Annotated in this window: 14 protein-coding genes; 10 read left to right on the top strand and 4 right to left on the bottom strand. The window is 71.4% G+C overall.

Going from position 1 to position 17,644, the window contains the following annotated elements; genetic code table 11:
• Positions 1–57: 57 nt before the first annotated feature.
• A complete protein-coding gene (locus GGG17_RS07860) occupies positions 58–840 on the bottom strand; it encodes a DeoR/GlpR family DNA-binding transcription regulator (RefSeq protein WP_311966512.1) in 783 nt (260 codons plus the stop codon).
• A 5-nt stretch (positions 841–845) separates the two neighbouring features.
• Entirely contained in the window at positions 846–2,852 is a 2,007-nt protein-coding gene (locus GGG17_RS07855) for a beta-galactosidase (RefSeq protein WP_154593186.1), read from the bottom strand.
• A gap of 177 nt (positions 2,853–3,029) precedes the next feature.
• Between GGG17_RS07855 and GGG17_RS07850 the strand changes: the two genes are divergently transcribed.
• The 6 genes from GGG17_RS07850 to GGG17_RS07825 all read left to right on the top strand — a co-directional run bounded on the left by GGG17_RS07850 (position 3,030) and on the right by GGG17_RS07825 (position 9,336).
• Complete coding sequence (locus GGG17_RS07850; RefSeq protein WP_154593185.1) at positions 3,030–4,379, top strand: ABC transporter substrate-binding protein; 1,350 nt, start codon at positions 3,030–3,032, stop codon at positions 4,377–4,379.
• A gap of 80 nt (positions 4,380–4,459) precedes the next feature.
• A complete protein-coding gene (locus tag GGG17_RS07845; RefSeq protein ID WP_230082809.1) occupies positions 4,460–5,287 on the top strand; it encodes a carbohydrate ABC transporter permease in 828 nt (275 codons plus the stop codon).
• Positions 5,284–6,177 (top strand): carbohydrate ABC transporter permease, encoded by an 894-nt coding sequence (locus tag GGG17_RS07840; RefSeq protein WP_311966511.1) that lies wholly within the window; start codon positions 5,284–5,286, stop codon positions 6,175–6,177. Before GGG17_RS07845 ends, GGG17_RS07840 begins: the two co-directional genes overlap by 4 nt.
• Before the next feature lie 54 nt (positions 6,178–6,231).
• Positions 6,232–7,614, top strand: a complete 1,383-nt coding sequence (locus GGG17_RS07835) for a UTP--glucose-1-phosphate uridylyltransferase (protein WP_154593183.1) — start codon at positions 6,232–6,234, stop codon at positions 7,612–7,614.
• A gap of 132 nt (positions 7,615–7,746) precedes the next feature.
• Positions 7,747–8,775 (top strand): tryptophan--tRNA ligase, encoded by a 1,029-nt coding sequence (trpS, locus tag GGG17_RS07830; protein ID WP_375804508.1) that lies wholly within the window; start codon positions 7,747–7,749, stop codon positions 8,773–8,775.
• Between the two features lie 18 nt (positions 8,776–8,793).
• Positions 8,794–9,336: a 2'-5' RNA ligase family protein gene (locus GGG17_RS07825; protein WP_311966510.1), complete on the top strand. Its 543-nt coding sequence runs from the start codon at positions 8,794–8,796 to the stop codon at positions 9,334–9,336.
• A gap of 29 nt (positions 9,337–9,365) precedes the next feature.
• Here GGG17_RS07825 and GGG17_RS07820 read toward each other — a convergent pair whose 3' ends face one another.
• Complete coding sequence (locus GGG17_RS07820) at positions 9,366–10,784, bottom strand: D-alanyl-D-alanine carboxypeptidase family protein (RefSeq protein WP_154593181.1); 1,419 nt, start codon at positions 10,782–10,784, stop codon at positions 9,366–9,368.
• Between the two features lie 233 nt (positions 10,785–11,017).
• Complete coding sequence (locus GGG17_RS07815) at positions 11,018–12,193, bottom strand: glycosyltransferase family 4 protein (RefSeq protein WP_311966509.1); 1,176 nt, start codon at positions 12,191–12,193, stop codon at positions 11,018–11,020.
• A 155-nt stretch (positions 12,194–12,348) separates the two neighbouring features.
• Here GGG17_RS07815 and GGG17_RS07810 point away from each other — a divergent pair, with 155 nt between their 5' ends.
• From GGG17_RS07810 to GGG17_RS07795, 4 genes are all read left to right on the top strand, one after another.
• Entirely contained in the window at positions 12,349–13,458 is a 1,110-nt protein-coding gene (locus GGG17_RS07810) for a mannose-1-phosphate guanylyltransferase (RefSeq protein WP_154593179.1), read from the top strand.
• Between the two features lie 77 nt (positions 13,459–13,535).
• Positions 13,536–15,140 (top strand): acyl-CoA mutase large subunit family protein, encoded by a 1,605-nt coding sequence (locus GGG17_RS07805; protein ID WP_154593178.1) that lies wholly within the window; start codon positions 13,536–13,538, stop codon positions 15,138–15,140.
• 67 nt (positions 15,141–15,207) lie between these two features.
• Positions 15,208–16,452 (top strand): amidohydrolase, encoded by a 1,245-nt coding sequence (locus GGG17_RS07800; protein WP_154593177.1) that lies wholly within the window; start codon positions 15,208–15,210, stop codon positions 16,450–16,452.
• A gap of 99 nt (positions 16,453–16,551) precedes the next feature.
• Positions 16,552–17,604, top strand: coding sequence for a BMP family lipoprotein (locus GGG17_RS07795; RefSeq protein ID WP_154593176.1), 1,053 nt, complete (start codon positions 16,552–16,554; stop codon positions 17,602–17,604).
• Positions 17,605–17,644: the final 40 nt, after the last annotated feature.

Below are 17,644 nucleotides of genomic sequence, written 5' to 3'. Positions count from 1 at the left end.
CGATGCTCATCTCGGGGGTGGGCGGCGGGATCACGAGTCCCGTCGTGATCGTCGCGGTCAGCGCGGTCCGACCGGCGCCACGACCACGTCGGGGACGTGCTCGGACAGGGCGGCCCGGTCCTGATCGGCGAGCAGCGAGTCGGTGACCACGACGTCGGCGCGGCTGAGGGGGACCACGCCGGCCAGCGCCACGACCCCCGCCTTGGTGTGGTCGACGAGCACGACGAGGCTGCGCCCGCAGTCGATCATCGCCTGGGCCGTGGCGACCTCGGCGAGGTTGGGGCAGGTGAACCCGGCCTTCGGGTCGAAGCCGTGGAAGCCGTGGAAGACCAGGTCCACGTGCAGGCTCCGCAGCGCCGAGATCGCGACCGGTCCGACGAGGGCGTGCGAGCGGGTGCGCACGCCGCCGGTGACGACGACCTGGCTGGAGCGGGGCAGCGCGTCGAAGAGCAGGTCGGCGGTGTCCGTGCTGTTGGTCACCACGGTGAGGTCCTCGACGTCCGTCACCGTCGCGGCGAAGGCATAGGTCGTGGTCCCCGCCGAGATGGCGATGGTCATGCCGGGCCGCACGAGCTCGCGGGCGGCCTGGGCGATGGCCTGCTTGGCCGCGAGCTCGCGGGTCGCCTTGGCGGCGAAGCCCGGCTCGTCGCTGGCTCCGGGGCCGAGCGAGGTGGCTCCGCCGTGCACGCGTCGCACGAGGCCGAGCCGGTCCAGCTCCTCGAGGTCGCGGCGGATGGTCATCTCCGAGACCCCGAGCGCGTCCGCGACGTCGACGACCCGGACGGCGCCCGACGCCTGCACCTCCTTGAGGAGGGTGTCCCTGCGCTGATGGGGGAGCACGGCGCTCAGCCCCTCGGGGCGCGGGTCTCGCGGATGACGGCGACCTGGCCGGCCGCCAGCTCGACGCGCCCGTCGACCGGGGCGTCCGCCACGACGTCGTGCCCCGTCGCCGTCACCTCGGCGGGGGTGCCGCCGTGGTTGATCGCGAAGAGCCACGACCCGCGGTCGCCGGTCCGGCGCACGAGCTCCACGCCCGGTGACGCCTCGGCCACCCGGTTGATGCCCGCCTCCTCGCGCAGCCCGTCGAGCAGGCGGCGCCAGCCCGCGTCGTCGAGCAGGGTGCTGACGTATGTCGCCGAGCCGCCCCCCGGGACGCGGCGGCGGGTCACGGCGGGGCCGCCCTCGAGCGGCCCGTCCGCGTAGCGCGCCAGCACCTCGCCGTCGACGGCGTCGAGGTCCTCGGACCAGACCGTGCCGGTGGTGCCGTCGTCGAGCCGGACCTGCTCGCCGACGCGCAGGGGGTAGAACTCCTGGCAGCGCACGCCCAGCAGGTCACGGAACGCCCCGGGGTAGCCGCCGAGGCGGACGTGGTCGTGCTCGTCGACGATGCCGGAGAAGTAGGTGACCACGACGTGCGCCCCGCGCGCGGCGGCGTCGGCGACGGCGGAGGCGTGCTCGTCGCGCACGAGATAGAGGGTGGGCACCACGAGTACGTCATAACCCATGAGGTCCGACCCCGGGTGCACGACGTCCGCCGTGACGTGCAGGTCGCGCAGCGCGCGGTGCACCGCGAGCGCCGCGTCCGGGTAGTCGAGGGCCTCCGACGGCAGGGCGGGCCCACCGGCGGCCCACTGCGCCTCGTAGTCCCACAGCACGGCGACACGTGCCTCCACGCGGCTGCCGAGGAGGTCCGGCATACGACCGAGGACCTCTCCGAGCCGGCGGACCTCGGCGAACCGGCGGGTGTCGGGGCCGGCGTGGGGCAGCATCGCCGAGTGGTACTTCTCGGCGCCGGCCCTCGAGGCCCGCCACTGGAAGTAGCCGACGGCGTCCGCGCCGTGGGCGACGTGGGCCAGGCTGTCGCGCAGCAGCTGACCGGCGGGCTTGGCCGGGTTGACGGCCTGCCAGTTGACCGCGCTGGTGGAGTGCTCCATGAGCATCCAGGGCCGACCTGCGGCGACGCCACGGGTGATCGCCGCCGACAGCGACAGCTCGGCGGTGGGGTCCGCAAGCAGGTCCACCCGGTAGTGGTCGGTGCTGACGACGTCCACGTGCGAGGCCCAGGCGTGGTAGTCGAGGTGCCGGAACCCGGTCATCGTCATGAAGTTGGTGGTGACCGGGACGCCGGGGGAGAGCTCTCGCAGGACCGCCCGCTCGGCGTCGTGCTGGGCGAGCAGCTGGTCGGACTGGAAGCGACGGTAGTCCAGCACCTGCGTGGGGTTGTTGATCGTGGGGGTGGCGCGCGGCGGGAGGATGTGCTCCCAGTCGGTGTAGCGCTGGCTCCAGAAGGCCGTCCCCCAGGAGTCGTTGAGCGCCTCGAGCGTGCCGTGGCGGGCCTGCAGCCACGTGCGGAAGGCCGCCGCGCAGCGGTCGCAGTAGCACGGGGTGTTGTGGCACCCGTACTCGTTGGACACGTGCCACATGGCGAGGGCCGGGTGGGCGTGGTAACGGCGCGCCATCTGGGCCGTGAGCGCGACGGCGTGGTCGCGGAAGGTCGTCGAGCTGGGGCACCAGGCCTGCCGCGAGCCCTGGCCGAGCACGTGCCCCGCACGGTCCACCGGCAGCGTGTCGGGGTGCTCCTGGCTCAGCCAGACGGGCGGGGCCGCGGTCGCGGTCGCGAGGTCGACCGCGATGTCGGCGGCCGCCAGCTTGTCCATGATCGTGTCCAGCCACTCGAACTCGTAGACGCCCGCCTTGGGCTCGAGCCAGGACCAGGCGAACACCCCGAGCGTCACGAAGGTGACCCCCGCCTGCTGCATGAGCTCGAGGTCCTCGTCCCAGGTGCTGCGGGGCCACTGCTCGGGGTTGTAGTCCCCGCCGTAGGCCACCCCGTCGTCAGGCCACTGTCGCATGTTGTCCATCGTGTGAGACTTTGTGCGAGTTGTCAACAGAGGTGCACACAGGTCTTGACAGGGCCTGGCGAGCAGGTGGACGATGAGCGCCACCTGAGCGGAAATGTGTGAGTGTCGGCTCTCGCGTGACAGTGCCGCACATCGCCCTCCCGCTACTTCATCGTCGAAGGAGCCGCCATGCCGCGTCCGTCCTCAGAGGGCGAGTACCTCGCCTCCCTGGTCCCCTCCTCCGTCCGAGCGCAGCAGCTGAGCCGTCGGAGCATCCTCAAGGGCGTGGCCGGTCTGGGGGCGGCAGCCACCCTCCCGTCGCTGCTGGCCGCCTGCGGAGGTGGCGGCGGATCCTCGTCAGGGTCGGCCGGCGGCACCCTGAAGCTCGGCTCGAACCAGTCCGACGCGGTGCCCAAGGCGGCCGTGGAGGCGATCGTCAAGGGCTTCGAGGCCGCCAACAAGGGCATCGACGTCGCGATCAACACCATCGACCACAACTCCTTCCAGGAGAACATCAACACCTACCTGCAGGGCTCGCCGGACGACGTGTTCACCTGGTTCGCGGGCTACCGCATGCGCTTCTTCGCCGAGAAGGGGCTGATCGGGGACGTCTCCGACGTCTGGGGCTCCGGCGCGGCCTACAGCGACGCGGTCAAGAAGGCCTCGACCGGCACGGACGGCAAGCAGTACCTCGTCCCCACGACCTACTACCCGTGGGCTGTCCACTACCGCAAGAGCGTGTTCGACAAGCACGGCTACACGGTGCCCAAGACGCTCGACGAGCTCGTCGCGCTGGCCGGGCGCATGAAGAAGGACGGGCTCGCGCCCATCGCGTTCGCCGACAAGGACGGGTGGCCGGCCATGGGCACCTTCGACATCCTCAACCTGCGCGTCAACGGCTACGACTTCCACGTCAACCTGATGGCGGGCAAGGAGGACTGGTCCGGCGCCAAGGTCAAGAAGGTCTTCGAGGTGTGGCGCCAGCTGCTCCCGCTGCACCAGCCGGACGCGCTCGGACGCACCTGGCAGGAGGGGGCCCAGTCGTTGCAGAAGGGCCAGTCCGGCATGTACTACATGGGCACCTTCCTCGCGCAGCAGTTCGCCAAGGGCGCTGAGCAGGCGGACCTGATGTTCTTCAACTTCCCCGAGATCGACCCGACGATCGGGGCCGACGCCATCGACGCCCCCATCGACGGCTACATGATGTCCAAGCGCCCCCGCAACCAGGAGGCCGCCAAGAAGCTGCTCGGCTACCTTGCGACCGGGCCTGCCCAGGACACCCTGGTCCAGGCGGACCCCTCCGTCATCGCGTGCTCGGACCAGGCCACGACGGCCAAGTACACCCCCCTGCAGAAGGCCTCGCTGGACTTCGTCAAGCAGGCCAAGTCCATCGCGCAGTTCCTGGACCGTGACTCGCGGCCCGACTTCGCCTCGACCGTCGTGACCCCGGCGCTGCAGTCCTTCATCAAGAACCCCGGCGACGTCGACTCGATCGTGAGCCAGATCGAGAAGCAGAAGAAGATCATCTTCACGTCATGAGCACCTCGTCACTCTCGAAGCGACGGGCCTCACGGGCAGGGACCCGGCTGTCAGGTCGGGACCGCACCACCATCGCCCTGATGGTGCTCATCCCCACCGTCGTGGTGGTGGGCCTGGTCTGGCTGCCCGCCATCGCGACCGTGGTGCTGTCCTTCTTCGACTGGGACGGCCTCTCGCCGTTCTCGGAGGCCGCCCCGGTCGGCGGGCAGTTCTACGACGAGGCCGTCAACACCTATCCGGCGTTCTGGCCGGCCATCCAGCACAACCTGATCTGGCTGGCGGTCCTGTTCTTCGTGGCGACGCCGCTCGGGATGTTCATCGCCGTGCTGATCGACCGCGAGTCCCGGGGGACGAAGTTCTACCAGTCGTCCTTCTACCTGCCCGTCGTCCTGTCCATGGCCCTCGTCGGCTTCATCTGGCAGCTGATGTTCTCTCGCGACCAGGGGTTCATCAACGCCGTCACGGGGTGGACGATCGACTGGTACGGCGACTCGAGCTACAACCTGTGGGCGGCCCTCATCGCCACCACCTGGCGCCACACGGGCTACATCATGCTGCTCTACCTGGCCGGTCTCAAGGGCGTCGACCCGTCGCTGCGCGAGGCCGCGAAGGTCGACGGCGCCGGGGAGCGCCAGACCTTCTTCAAGGTCGTCTTCCCCGTGCTCGCCCCCATCAACATCATCGTCCTGGTCGTCACGGTGATGGAGTCCCTGCGCGCCTTCGACCTCGTCTGGGTGATCAACAAGGGGCGCAACGGCCTGGAGCTGATCTCCACCGAGGTGACCCGCAACATCGTCGGCGAGGCCCAACGCATCGGCTTCGGCTCGGCCCTCGCGACGATCATGCTCGTCATCTCCTCGCTGTTCATCGCCGTCTACCTACGCATCGTCATGAAGGAGGAGACGTGAGCACCACGGTCCGAGAGCTCCGGTCCGGCGGACGGCGCCCGATGACGGCCGGCCGGTGGGCGACGCACGCCTTCCTGCTGGTCATGGCCCTCCTGTGGCTGTTCCCGCTCGCATACGCCGTCCTCGCGAGCCTGCGCTCCTACGACTACACCGCGCAGCACGGCTACCTGTCCTTCGGGGGCTTCACCCTCGAGAACTACCGCAACGCCTGGGAGCAGGCCGGCTTCACGCAGAAGTTCCTCAACTCGGTCATCATCACGGTGCCCGCGGTCCTGCTGACGCTGGCGCTGGCGTGCGCCATCGCCTTCGTGGTCGCCAGGTTCAGCTCGCGGTGGAACCTCGTGCTGCTCGCGGTGTTCACCGCGGCCAACCTCCTGCCCCCGCAGGCGCTGCTGATCCCGGTCTTCCGGCTGTTCCAGCGGGTCGAGGTGCCCTTCTGGTTCAGCGACTCCGGCACCCTGCTCGACAGCTACTGGGGACTGATCATCGTCAACGTCGCCTTCCAGACGGGCTTCTGCGCGTTCGTGCTCAGCAACTACATGAAGACCCTCCCCAAGGAGCTCTACGAGTCGGCGATGGTCGACGGCGCCAGCGTCTGGCGGCAGTTCTGGCAGCTGACGCTGCCGCTGTGCCGGCCCCCGCTCGCCGCGCTGGCCACCCTCGAGGTGACCTGGATCTACAACGAGTTCTTCTGGGCGACGGTGCTGATGCAGAGCGGTGACAAGTACCCCGTCACCAGCTCGCTGAACAATCTGCGCGGACAGTTCTTCACCGACAACAACCTCGTCGCGGCCGGATCGCTCATCGTGGCCGTGCCCACCCTCGCGATCTACTTCGCCCTGCAGAAGCATTTCGTCTCCGGTCTCACGCTCGGGGCCACCAAGGGCTGAGGTTCCGAAGGCTCCGAGTTGCCCCCCACGCCCCCTGGACACGAAAGTGGTGCCATGAGCCACGACGGACTCGCACGCGCGCAGCAGGTCATGACCGACGCCGGGGTCCACCCCACGGCGATCCAGGTCTTCAGCCACTACTACGAGGAGCTGGAGGGCGGGGCCACCGGCGTCATCCTCGAGGACTCGATCCGGCCGCTGACCGACCCGCCGTCGCTGGAGGCCGCCGACATCGACGAGGAGACCGCGCGCGAGGCGCTCGGCCGCACCGTCGTGATCAAGCTCAACGGTGGGCTGGGCACCTCCATGGGGATGAGCAAGGCCAAGACGCTGCTGCCCGTGCGGGACGGCAAGTCCTTCCTGGACATCGTGGTGCAGCAGGTGCTGGCGGCGCGCGAGCGCCACGGCGTGCGGCTGCCGCTGCTGCTCATGGACTCGTTCAACACGCAGGCCGACACCTTGGCCGCGCTGGAGGGCCACCCGGAGCTGGCGGTCGATGACCTGCCGCTGGACTTCCTGCAGAGCCAGGAGCCCAAGCTGCGCACCGACGACCTCACCCCCGTCGCGTGGCCGGACGACCCGCAGCTGGAGTGGTGCCCGCCGGGCCACGGCGACCTCTACCCCTCCGTGCTGTCCTCCGGCATCCTGAAGGCCCTGCTGGACAGGGGTTTCCGCTACGCCACCGTCAGCAACGGCGACAACCTCGGCGCGTCCCCGGACGCCCGCCTCGCCGGTTGGTTCGCGAGCTCCGGTGCGCCCTACGCCGCCGAGGTCTGCCAGCGAACGGCCATGGACCGCAAGGGCGGTCACCTGGCGGTGCGCAAGGAGGACGGCCAGCTGATCCTGCGCGACACCGCGCAGACCGCGGACGACGAGATGGTCCACTTCACCGACGAGCACCGCCACCCGTTCTTTCACACCAACAACCTGTGGCTGGACCTGCAGCGCCTGCACGACGAGCTCGTCGCCCGCGACGGCGTCCTCGGCCTGCCGCTGATCCGCAACGTCAAGACGGTCGACCCCAAGAATGCCGACAGCCCCGAGGTCTACCAGATCGAGTCGGCCATGGGCGCCGCGGTCGAGGTCTTCGAGGGAGCCCAGGCGATCGAGGTGCCCCGCAGCCGCTTCCTGCCCGTCAAGACCACCAACGAGCTGATGCTGCTGCGCTCCGACGTCTACGACCTGCGCGAGGACGGCACCCTCGTGATGCAGGTGGACAAGGCCCCGGTGATCTCGTTGGACAGCAGGCACTTCAAGCGGATCGGTGACTTCGAGCAGCGCGTCCCCGGCGACGTCCCCTCGCTGCGTGACGCCACGTCGCTCACGGTCGAGGGCGACTGGTCCTTCGGCGACGACGTCGTGGTCAAGGGTGCCGTCACACTCCCCGACGAGGGCGAGCCCCGCCGCGTCGAGGACGGCGCCGTCCTGCAGGGCTGAGACCGAGGCCGTATGCCGGGGACCGGGCGGTCCCGGCATACGGCCTGTGCTCCCGGGCCACCGCGCCCCGGAGCCGCCCGCACGACCCACTGCCGCCCGGACCACACCCTGCCACCTGCCACAATGAGAGCCATGTCCTCCGAGCCCACCGCGCGCCCACGCACCCTGTCCGGCATGCAGCCGACGTCCGACTCGCTGCACCTCGGCAACTACCTCGGGGCGTTGGTCAACTGGGTGGCGCTGCAGGACGAGTTCGACGCGTTCTACTTCATCGCGGACCTGCACTCGCTGACCGTGGCGACCGACCCCGAGCTGATCCGCCGGCGCACTCGCGTGACCGCCGCGCAGTACCTCGCGGCCGGCGTGGACCCGCAGCGATCGACGTTGTTCGTCCAGAGCCACGTGTCCGAGCACACCGAGCTGGCGTGGATCCTGTCCTGCCAGACCGGGTTCGGCGAGGCCAGCCGGATGACGCAGTTCAAGGACAAGACCGCCAAGGGGCACACCGCCAACGTCGGTCTGTTCACCTACCCGATCCTCATGGCCGCCGACATCCTGCTCTACGACGCGGCCAAGGTGCCCGTCGGGGAGGACCAGCGCCAGCACCTGGAGATCACGCGCGACCTCGCGATCCGGTTCAACCAGCGCTTCGGCGACACCCTGGTCGTGCCCGAGCCGCACATCGTCAAGGAGGGCGCCAAGATCCAGGACCTGCAGGACCCGACCGCCAAGATGAGCAAGTCGGCGGCGAGCGACAAGGGACTGATCAACCTGCTCGACGAGCCGGCCAGGAGCGCCAAGAAGATCCGCTCGGCCGTCACCGACGCCGACCCGCAGGCCGTCGTCCGCTACGACCCCGAGCACAAGGCGGGCGTGTCCAACCTGCTCACCATCAACTCCGTCCTGTCGGGCCGGCCGATCGGTGAGCTCGAGGCGCACTTCGCGGGTCGGATGTACGGCGACCTCAAGAAGGACACCGCCGAGGTGCTCGTCGAGTGGGTCACGCCGTTGCGCGACCGGGCGACGGAGCTGCTCGACGACCCGGCCGAGCTCGACCGCATCCTCGCCGCCGGCGCCGAGCGCGCCCGCGAGGTCGCCTCGGCCACGCTGGGTCGGGTCTATGACGCCGTCGGCCTGCTGCGACCGGCTCGGCGCGGCTGACCGCGGGCAGGAGCAGCCGTGACGGTCATCGGAGTCTCGATCGCCATCCCCGACCCCTGGGGGTGTGAGCTCCAGCGCGCGCGGTTGTCCTACGGCGACGAGCAGGCGCGCGGCATCCCCACGCACGTGACGGTGCTGCCGCCGACCGAGGTGGACGACGCGGCGATGGACGACATCCACGAGCACCTGCTGCGCGCCGCGGGGTCCGTCCCGCCGTTCCTGCTCGAGCTGCGCGGCACGGGCACCTTCCACCCCGTCTCCCCGGTGGTCTTCATCCAGGTGGCACGGGGCATCCCCTCCTGCGAGCAGCTCGAGGCGAGGGTGCGCGACGGGGTCCTGGCGCGCGAGCTGAGCTTCACCTACCACCCGCACGTGACGGTGGCTCACGGCCTGCCGGACGACGCCCTCGAGCGGGCGCACGCCGAGCTCGCCGACTACCACGCGCAGTTCGCCGTCGATGCCTTCTCGCTCTACGTCCAGGGCGAGGACGGCGTATGGCGTCCCATCCGCCGCTACCCGCTCGGGGACGCCGGCGAGGCCTTCGTCGGCTGCGAGAGCTGAGGGGCTGAGGCCGGGACGGGCGCTGCGGCTCAGCGGCGGCGCCCGATGCGCCGCGTGAGCAGGGCTCCGGCCGCCGCCAGCAGGAGCGCGAGCACGCCCGCCCCCCACCACTTCTCGCCGATCTCGCGCAGCCCGGCCGGAGTCGACGCCGGGTGCGACGCGTCGGCCGCGCCGGTGCTCCCGGCGGTGGCCGGCGTGCTCGAGGCAGGCCCCGGCGTGACGGCCGGGGAGGCCGTGGGGGGTGCCGTGGGAGAGCTGCCGGGGGCACCGCTGGTCGCCGGACGCGTGGTGGCCCTCGGGTCCAGGGTGCCCACGCCCCCGACCGTGCCGCCGTGCGCGAAGGCCCAGTCCATCACCGCCCCCACGTGGTGCCAGTCGACCGTGTCGGAGCACATGAAGCTGAGGACGTAGGAGCGCCCGCCCCGCGTGGCGGAGCCGACGAAGGTGCGGTGGGCGCCCGTCGTGTAGCCCGTCTTGACGCCCGTCGCGCCCGGGTAGTGGAGGACGAAGTGGTTGAGGTTGGGGACGGCATACGGCTTGACCACGGTCCCGTCCGCCTGCCGCGCCCCGGGGAAGGGCATCTCCCGGGTTACCACGTAGGCCCGGAAGTCCTTGCGCTGCATGGCTGCCCGGCCGATCACCGCCAGGTCGTAGGCGCTGCTGCGCTGCCCCTGCGCGTCCAGCCCCGACGGGTCGACGGCCACGGTGTCGCGGGCGCCGAGCGCGGCGGCGGTGGCGTTCATGCGCTGCAGGGTGCCCGCCACGCCACCCGGCGCCGACCGCGCGAGGGCATAGGCGGCGTCGTTGGCGGACTGCATCAGCAGCGCGCCGTAGAGCTGGTGCACGGGGTAGGGGTTGCCGGCCACCATGCCCACGCGGGTGCCCTCGGCGGCCTGGTCGGACGCGGTGGCCGTGACGACCCGGCGGGGGTCCAGCTGCGGCATGACGGTGAGCGCCGTCAAGGTCTTGAGCGTGCTGGCTGGATAGAGGTGGGCGTGGGGGGCCTTGGCCGCCAGGATCACCCCGGTCTGCTGGTCTGCCAGCACGTATGACGTCGCGTCGAGCTCGGGGGGCTGCGGTGTGCCGGCGGGCACCGCCGTGACGATGCCGCTCGTCCCGAGCTGGTCGCCGCCGACGGGGTGATCGCCCGCACGGACGGCCGGCGCGGGGTAGTAGCTCGGGCTCGGGGTGGCCGTGGGCGTCAGCGTGGCCGTGGCGCCGGCGCGGCCACGTCGGGTGGGCGGCGCGGGTGGCGGTGGGACGCGGGTGCCGGCGCAGGGGGTGCGGGTGACCGTGAAGGTCGGCGCGGGTGTCGGCGCTGGTGTCGGCGCGGCCGGCGTGGGCGAGGCGGGTGCTGCCTGGGCGAGGCCGCCCAGCGTGAGGGCCGCGCCGAGCGTGGCGACGGCGACCCGGCGCCGGCAGCGGCCCGGTGTGCGGTGGTGCGGCATACGTGATCCCCCCGAGGCCCCCGTGGCTGGAGGCGACATCTCTCGGCACCCTAGCAGCGCCGCCCGCACCCGATCACCCGCCTGTGGCGCGCGCACCGAGGGGTCGCAGGTGTCCGCGACACGCCGTGCTACGCGGCATTCGTGCCCCCTCGGCGCGGGGCGCGAGCCGGGCGCGCGGGCTGGTGGGGCGTTCGTGCGCTCGGAGCTCACGGATGCGTGCGCGGCCGGGCCGTTCAGGCGGCGGTGGCCCCGTGGCGAGCGATGGCGTCCTCGTAGTGCCCCACCAGCTGGTCGACCAGGGCCGCCCAGGACCGCGGCGCGACCTTGGCGAGCCCGGCCGACCCCATCGACTCGCGCAGGGCGGGGTCCTCGACCAGGCTGCGCACGTGCTCGACGATCGAGCGCGGGTCCTCGGGGTCGAAGAGCAGCCCCGTCGTGCCGTGGTCGACGAGGTCGAGCGGACCGCCCATGGCGGGGGCGACGACCGGGAGCCGGCAGGCCGCCGCCTCCTGCAGCGTCTGGCCGAAGGTCTCGCGGGTCCCCGTGTGCGCGAAGACGTCGAACGCCGCGTAGGCGCGGGCCAGGTCGTCGCCCGAACGGCGCCCGAGAAAGACCGGCGGCAGGTTGGGTCGGCCCGCGCTGCCCGCGACGGCCTCGCTCAGCTGCTCGGCCAGGGCGGTGCGCGACGGCCCGTCGCCCACGAGCACGAGGCGCGTGCCGGGGATGGTGGCGACGTCGACGAGACGGTGGATCTCCTTCTCGGGGGCGAGGCGCCCGACGTAGCCCACGAGCACCTGGCCGTCCGGCGCGAGGGCCCGGCGCAGCGCGCGCGACCCGGCGTCCGCGCGCCACTCGGGGCGGAACAGGCCGGTGTCGACGCCGCGCCCCCACAACCCGGTGCGGGGCACCCCGTGGGCGCGGATGTCCTGCAGCGCGGCGCTCGAGGGGGCGAGGGTGAGGTCGGCGAGGGAGTGGATGCGGCGGATCCAGCGCCAGGCGGCCTTGGCGGCGGCGCGGCCGGTGGCGGCGCCGGCGACGTTGCCGTGCTGCTCGAGATAGCTCGGCATGTCGGTCTGGTAGATCGCGACGCACGGCAGCCCCAGCCGGTCCGCTGCGGTCAGCCCCCGCGCACCGAGCACGAACGGCGACGCCACGTGCACCACGTGCGGCCGGAACTCTCGCAGCACGTCCTCGATCTCGCCGGTCGGCAGCCCCACCTGGAACTGCCGCACCGGGATGCTGGTGACGGCCCGGACGGGGAACCCGGCGTAGGTCTCGGGGGCGGGGGAGGGGGCGATGACGACGGCGTCGTGGCCGGTCTCGCGCAGGCGGTCCAGGACCCGGCAGACGCTGGTGGTCACCCCGTTGAGCGACGGGAGGAAGGACTCCGTGACGATGGCGATCCGCACGTCCTCACGATCCGCGACGTCGGTGAGGTGGGGGAGACGGGGTGGGGTGTGTCGGGTGGCGCTCAGGTGTCCTTCGGATGACGTGCCGTATGACGACCCGCCCGATGCTGGCGAAGGGGGCAGGTGAGGGCCGCCCGTTGGCTAGCGTGTGACCCATGTCTGACGAGGCCACCGATCCCCGCCTGTACTGCGTGATCCCCGCCGGTGGTGCCGGCACCCGCCTGTGGCCGCTGTCGCGGTCCGGCCGCCCGAAGTTCCTGCACGACCTGACCGGGTCGGGGCGTTCGCTGCTGCAGGCGACCTACGACCGGCTGGCGCCGTTGTGCAAGGGTCGGGTGCTCGTCGTGACCGGCGCGCGCCACGAGGCGGCGGTGACCTCGCAGCTGCCCCGCGTCGCCGCGGGGGACGTGCTGGTCGAGCCGGGCCCGCGCGACTCGATGGCGGCGATCGGGCTCGCCGCCGCCGTGCTCGAGCGCCGCGACCCCGAGGCGATCCTGGGGTCGTTCGCGGCCGACCACGTGATCGAGGGCGAGGAGCGGTTCCACGCGTGCGTCCGCGAGGCCGTGGCTGTCGCCGCCCAGGGCTACGTCGTGACCATCGGCATCGAGCCCACTTATCCCGCAACCGGTTTCGGCTACGTCCGTGAGGGCGAGGCGCTGGACGTCCCGGGGGCGCCGCGTGCCAGGCTCGTGTCGGAGTTCGTCGAGAAGCCCGACGGCGGCACCGCTGCGGCATACCTCTCCCTCGGCACCTATCGCTGGAACGCCGGCATGTTCGTCGTCAAGGCGTCCGTCCTGCTCGACCTGCTCGCGCAGTACCACCCCGAGCTGGCCTCCGGGCTGCGCGCGATCGCCGCGAACCCCTGGGTCCTCAACCAGACCTGGAAGGAGCTGGACAAGATCGCCATCGACCACGCCGTGGCCGAGCCGGCCGCCGCCGCCGGTCGCGTCGCCGTCATCGCGGGGGACTTCGGCTGGGACGACGTGGGCGACTTCGACTCCCTCGCGGGCCTGCTGCCCGCGGCGGGGGAGACCCCCGACCGGGAGAACGTCGCGGTGCTCGGCCCGGCCGACAACGTCCACATCCGCAACGCCTCGGGCGTCGTCGTCAACCGCTCCGGGCGGCAGGTGGTCCTGCTCGGCCTGGAGGACGTCGTCGTGGTCGACACCCCGGACGTCCTCATGGTGACGACCCGCCGCCAGGCGCAGGACGTCAAGTCGATCGTCGAGCTGATGAAGGAGCGGGGCTACCCCGAGCTCACGTGACCTGGATCGTTCCATCCGCGGCGCGTTAGGCCGGGGGTGCCCGCGACCGGCCGTGACCGCACGACTAGGGTTTGGGCATGGCTGACAGCACCGACAAGCCCACCGCCCGCACCGAGTCGGACCTGCCGTTGGAGGCGGTCTACGACGCGTCGTCGCTGCAGGGTTTCGACCCCGACGACAGGCTCGGCAAGCCTGGGGCCTATCCGTTCACCCGAGGCGTCTACCCGACGATGTACACCGGTCGTCCATGGACGATGCGGCAGTATGCCGGGTTCGGCACCGCCAGGGAGTCCAACCAGCGCTACCACGAGCTGGTCAACGCGGGGACGGGCGGCCTCTCGGTCGCCTTCGACCTGCCGACGCAGATGGGCTACGACTCCGACGCGCCGCTGGCCAGCGGCGAGGTCGGCAAGGTGGGCGTCGCGGTCGACTCTCTCGACGACATGCGCGTGCTGTTCGACGGGCTGCCGCTGGACAAGGTGTCGACGTCGATGACGATCAACGCCCCGGCCTCGACCCTGCTGCTGATGTACCAGCTGGTGGCCGCCGAGCAGGGTGTGGCGGCGGGGCAGCTCACCGGGACGATCCAGAACGACGTGCTCAAGGAGTACATCGCCCGCGGCACCTACATCTACCCGCCGGCCCAGTCGCTGCGCCTGATCTCCGACATCTTCGCCTACTGCAACAAGGAGATCCCCCGCTGGAACACCATCTCCATCTCGGGCTACCACATGGCCGAGGCGGGGGCCACACCGGTGCAGGAGATCGCGTTCACGCTCGCCAACGCCAAGGCGTACGTCCAGGCCGCGATCGACGCCGGCCTCGACGTCGACGCGTTCGCACCGCGTCTGTCCTTCTTCTTCGTCGCCCGCACCACGCTGATCGAGGAGGTCGCGAAGTTCCGTGCCGCCCGGCGCATCTGGGCGCGCATCATGCGCGACGAGTTCGGCGCCAAGAACCCCAAGTCGCAGATGCTGCGCTTCCACACCCAGACGGCCGGGGTGCAGCTGACTGCCCAGCAGCCCGAGGTCAACCTCATCCGCGTCTCGCTGCAGGGCCTGGCCGCCGTCCTCGGCGGCACGCAGTCGCTGCACACCAACTCCTTCGACGAGGCCATCGCCCTGCCGACGCAGAAGGCCGCCCGCCTGGCCCTGCGCACCCAGCAGGTCATCGCCTTCGAGACCGACGTGTGCAAGACGGTCGACCCCTTCGCCGGCTCCTACGTCGTCGAGTCCCTCACCAACGACATCGAGGAGGCCGTCTGGGAGCTGCTCACGAAGGTCGACGACCTCGGTGGTGCGGTGCCGGCGATCGAGCAGGGCTTCCAGAAGTCCGAGATCGAGCGCTCCGCCTACGCCACCCAGCTCAAGACCGACTCGGGCGAGCGGACCGTCGTGGGCCTCAACAAGTTCACGATCGACCAGGAGGAGCACTACGACCCGCTGCGCGTCGACCCGCAGATCGAGGTCGACCAGTGCGAGCGTCTCGCCGAGCTGCGCAAGAACCGCGACAACGGCGCGGTCGAGGCCGGGCTCGACGGGCTGCGCACGGCCGCCGAGGGGTCGGGCACCAACCTGCTCATCCCGATGAAGGAGGCGCTGGAGGCGGGCGCCACGGGTGGTGAGGTGTCCAACGCGCTGCGCGACGTGTGGGGCCAGTACGTCCCGCGCGACGCCTTCTGACCCTCGGCCGGACCCTCGGCCGGACCTCGGCCGGACACGGAGCCCGTGGGCGGTAGCCTTGCCGCCCATGGGCTCCGAGCACGTTCAGCAGGTCGCACCCCCGAGTGACGCACAGGTCGCGGACGAGCTGCGGGCCGACATCTCGGCCTCGGTGGACGCCCTCGAGCCGGAGCTGGTCGAGGTCCGCCGTGACCTGCACGCCCACCCCGAGCTGGGCTTCGCCGAGCAGCGCACGACCACGCGGGTCTCCCATCGGCTCAAGGCCGCAGGCCTGCGGGTCACTCCCGTGCACCCGACGGGTCTCGTGGTCGACCTCGGACCGGCGCAGGCTCGTCGTCGCATCGCCGTCCGCGCCGACATCGACGCCCTCCCGCTGTCCGAGACCTCCGGCCTGCCCTACGCCTCGGTGACCGGTGGAGCCTGCCACGCGTGCGGGCACGACGTGCACACCACCTGCCTGCTCGGTCTCGGCCTGGTCCTCGCGCCGCACCAGGAGTGGTTGCGGGAGCAGGGGTATGCCGTCCGCCTGCTCTTCCAGCCCGCGGAGGAGGTCATGCCGGGTGGGGCCCAGGCCCTGGTCGCCGCAGGCCACCTGGACGACGTGGACCAGGTCTTCGCCCTGCACTGCGACCCGGGCACGGACGTCGGGCAGGTGGGGCTGCGCACCGGCGCGATCACGGCGGCCACCGACGTCCTGACGGTGCGCCTGACCGGCGCGGGTGGCCACACCTCGCGCCCGCACATCACCCAGGACCTCACCTACGCCCTGGCGTCGGTCGTCACCGGGCTGCCCGCGGCGCTGTCGCGTCGCGTCGACCCGCGTGCGGGGCTGGCGCTCGTGTGGGGGTCGATCCACGCGGGGGAGGCGGGCAACGTCATCCCGTCGACCGGCACCGCGTCCGGCACGCTGAGGATGCTGGACGCGGACGTGTGGGACTCCATCGGCCCGCTCGTGGACGACCTCGTCGGGCACCTCGCGGCGCCGTACGGCGTGGGGGTCGAGATCGACCACCGGCAGGGGGTGCCTCCGGTGGTCAACGACGCCGACGCCGTGGCGCACCTCGTCAGCGGCGTCACGACGATGGTCGGGGCCGACGCCGTGGCGCCGACCCCGCAGTCGCTCGGCGGCGAGGACTTCTCCTGGATGCTGCGGAACGTCCCCGGCGCCCTCGCGCGCCTCGGGACGCGCACCCCCGGCGGCCCCACCTATGACCTGCACCGGCCCGACCTGGTCGTCGACGAGCGCGCGATCGCCGTCGGCGTGCGGGTGCTGGCGGGGACCGTCCTGTCCGCGTTGGCGGCCTCTGCATAACAGTTCGTCACCGCTTCGGCGCACTCGGGGCAACCCGACGTCGGCGCGCCGGGGCCGCGGTCTAGGGTTTGCTCATCCGTTCCAACGAAGGAGTCACCCTTGATCCGCATCGTCAAGGTCGCGACCGCGCTCACGGCCGCCTCGCTCGCCCTCGCCGCCTGCGGCAGCCCCAACGACACCGAGTCCGGCTCCTCCGGCACGTCCTCCGGCGCGTCCGGCGGCTCCGCGGTCAAGGTCGGGATGGCCTACGACGTGGGCGGCCGCGGTGACCAGTCCTTCAACGACTCGGCCGCCAAGGGGCTCGACGAGGCCAAGGCCCAGCTCGGCGCCCAGACCAAGGAGTCCGTGGCGACCGCCGGCGAGGCCGAGTCCGCCCGCGAGGAGCGCCTGCAGCAGCTGGTCGAGGCCGGCTACACCAACGTCGTCGCCGTGGGCTTCGCCTACGCCCCGGCCGTCAAGAAGGTCGCGGCGGACAACCCGGAGGCCAAGTTCGCGCTCGTCGACTCCACCGACGCCAAGGCCGCCAACATCCAGAACATCGTGTTCTCCGAGCAGGAGGGCTCCTACCTCGCCGGCGTCGTCGCCGCCAAGAAGTCCAAGACGGGCAACGTCGGCTTCGTGGGCGGTGTCCAGACGGACCTGATCAAGAAGTTCGAGGCGGGCTACGTCGCCGGTGCCAAGGCGACCAACCCCAACATCAAGGTGCAGGTCAAGTACCTCACCCAGCCGCCGAACTTCTCCGGCTTCGCCGACCCGGCCGCCGGCAAGACCGCCGCCGAGGGCATGCTCTCCGCGGGTGCCGACGTGGTCTACCACGCCGCCGGCGGGTCCGGCTCCGGCGTCTTCACCGCCGTCAAGGCCAAGAACGCCATGGCCATCGGCGTCGACTCCGACCAGGCCAAGACCGCCCAGGCCGACGTCCGCGACGTCGTCATCACCTCCGTCGTCAAGCGCGTCGACGTGGGCGTCCTGGAGTTCATCAAGCAGGTCAAGGACGGCAACCTCAAGTCCGGCGAGGCCGTCTTCGACCTCAAGTCCAACGGTGTCGAGCTCGCCACCACCGGCGGCAAGATCGACGACCTCAAGGCCGAGCTCGACAAGGTCAAGGCCGACATCGTCTCCGGCAAGATCGTGGTCCCCACCAAGCCGTGACCGGTCCGGCCTGACCGACCCTCACGCACGTATGCCGCAG

This window comes from Arsenicicoccus cauae (genome assembly GCF_009707125.1).
In the GTDB taxonomy this organism is placed as follows: Bacteria; Actinomycetota; Actinomycetes; order Actinomycetales; family Dermatophilaceae; genus Arsenicicoccus; species Arsenicicoccus cauae.
The sequence above is the reverse complement of the archived record's forward strand: the minus strand, read 5'-3'. Positions and strand labels throughout refer to the sequence as shown.

Coding starts and splice junctions, on each gene's coding strand:
- GGG17_RS07855 (WP_154593186.1), bottom strand. CDS start 2,852: ATGCGACAGTGGCCTGACGACGGGGTGGCCTACGGCGGGGACTACAAC.
- GGG17_RS07850 (WP_154593185.1), top strand. CDS start 3,030: ATGCCGCGTCCGTCCTCAGAGGGCGAGTACCTCGCCTCCCTGGTCCCC.
- GGG17_RS07845 (WP_230082809.1), top strand. CDS start 4,460: ATGGTGCTCATCCCCACCGTCGTGGTGGTGGGCCTGGTCTGGCTGCCC.
- GGG17_RS07835 (WP_154593183.1), top strand. CDS start 6,232: ATGAGCCACGACGGACTCGCACGCGCGCAGCAGGTCATGACCGACGCC.
- trpS (WP_375804508.1), top strand. CDS start 7,747: ATGTCCTCCGAGCCCACCGCGCGCCCACGCACCCTGTCCGGCATGCAG.
- GGG17_RS07820 (WP_154593181.1), bottom strand. CDS start 10,784: ATGCCGCACCACCGCACACCGGGCCGCTGCCGGCGCCGGGTCGCCGTC.
- GGG17_RS07810 (WP_154593179.1), top strand. CDS start 12,349: ATGTCTGACGAGGCCACCGATCCCCGCCTGTACTGCGTGATCCCCGCC.
- GGG17_RS07805 (WP_154593178.1), top strand. CDS start 13,536: ATGGCTGACAGCACCGACAAGCCCACCGCCCGCACCGAGTCGGACCTG.
- GGG17_RS07800 (WP_154593177.1), top strand. CDS start 15,208: ATGGGCTCCGAGCACGTTCAGCAGGTCGCACCCCCGAGTGACGCACAG.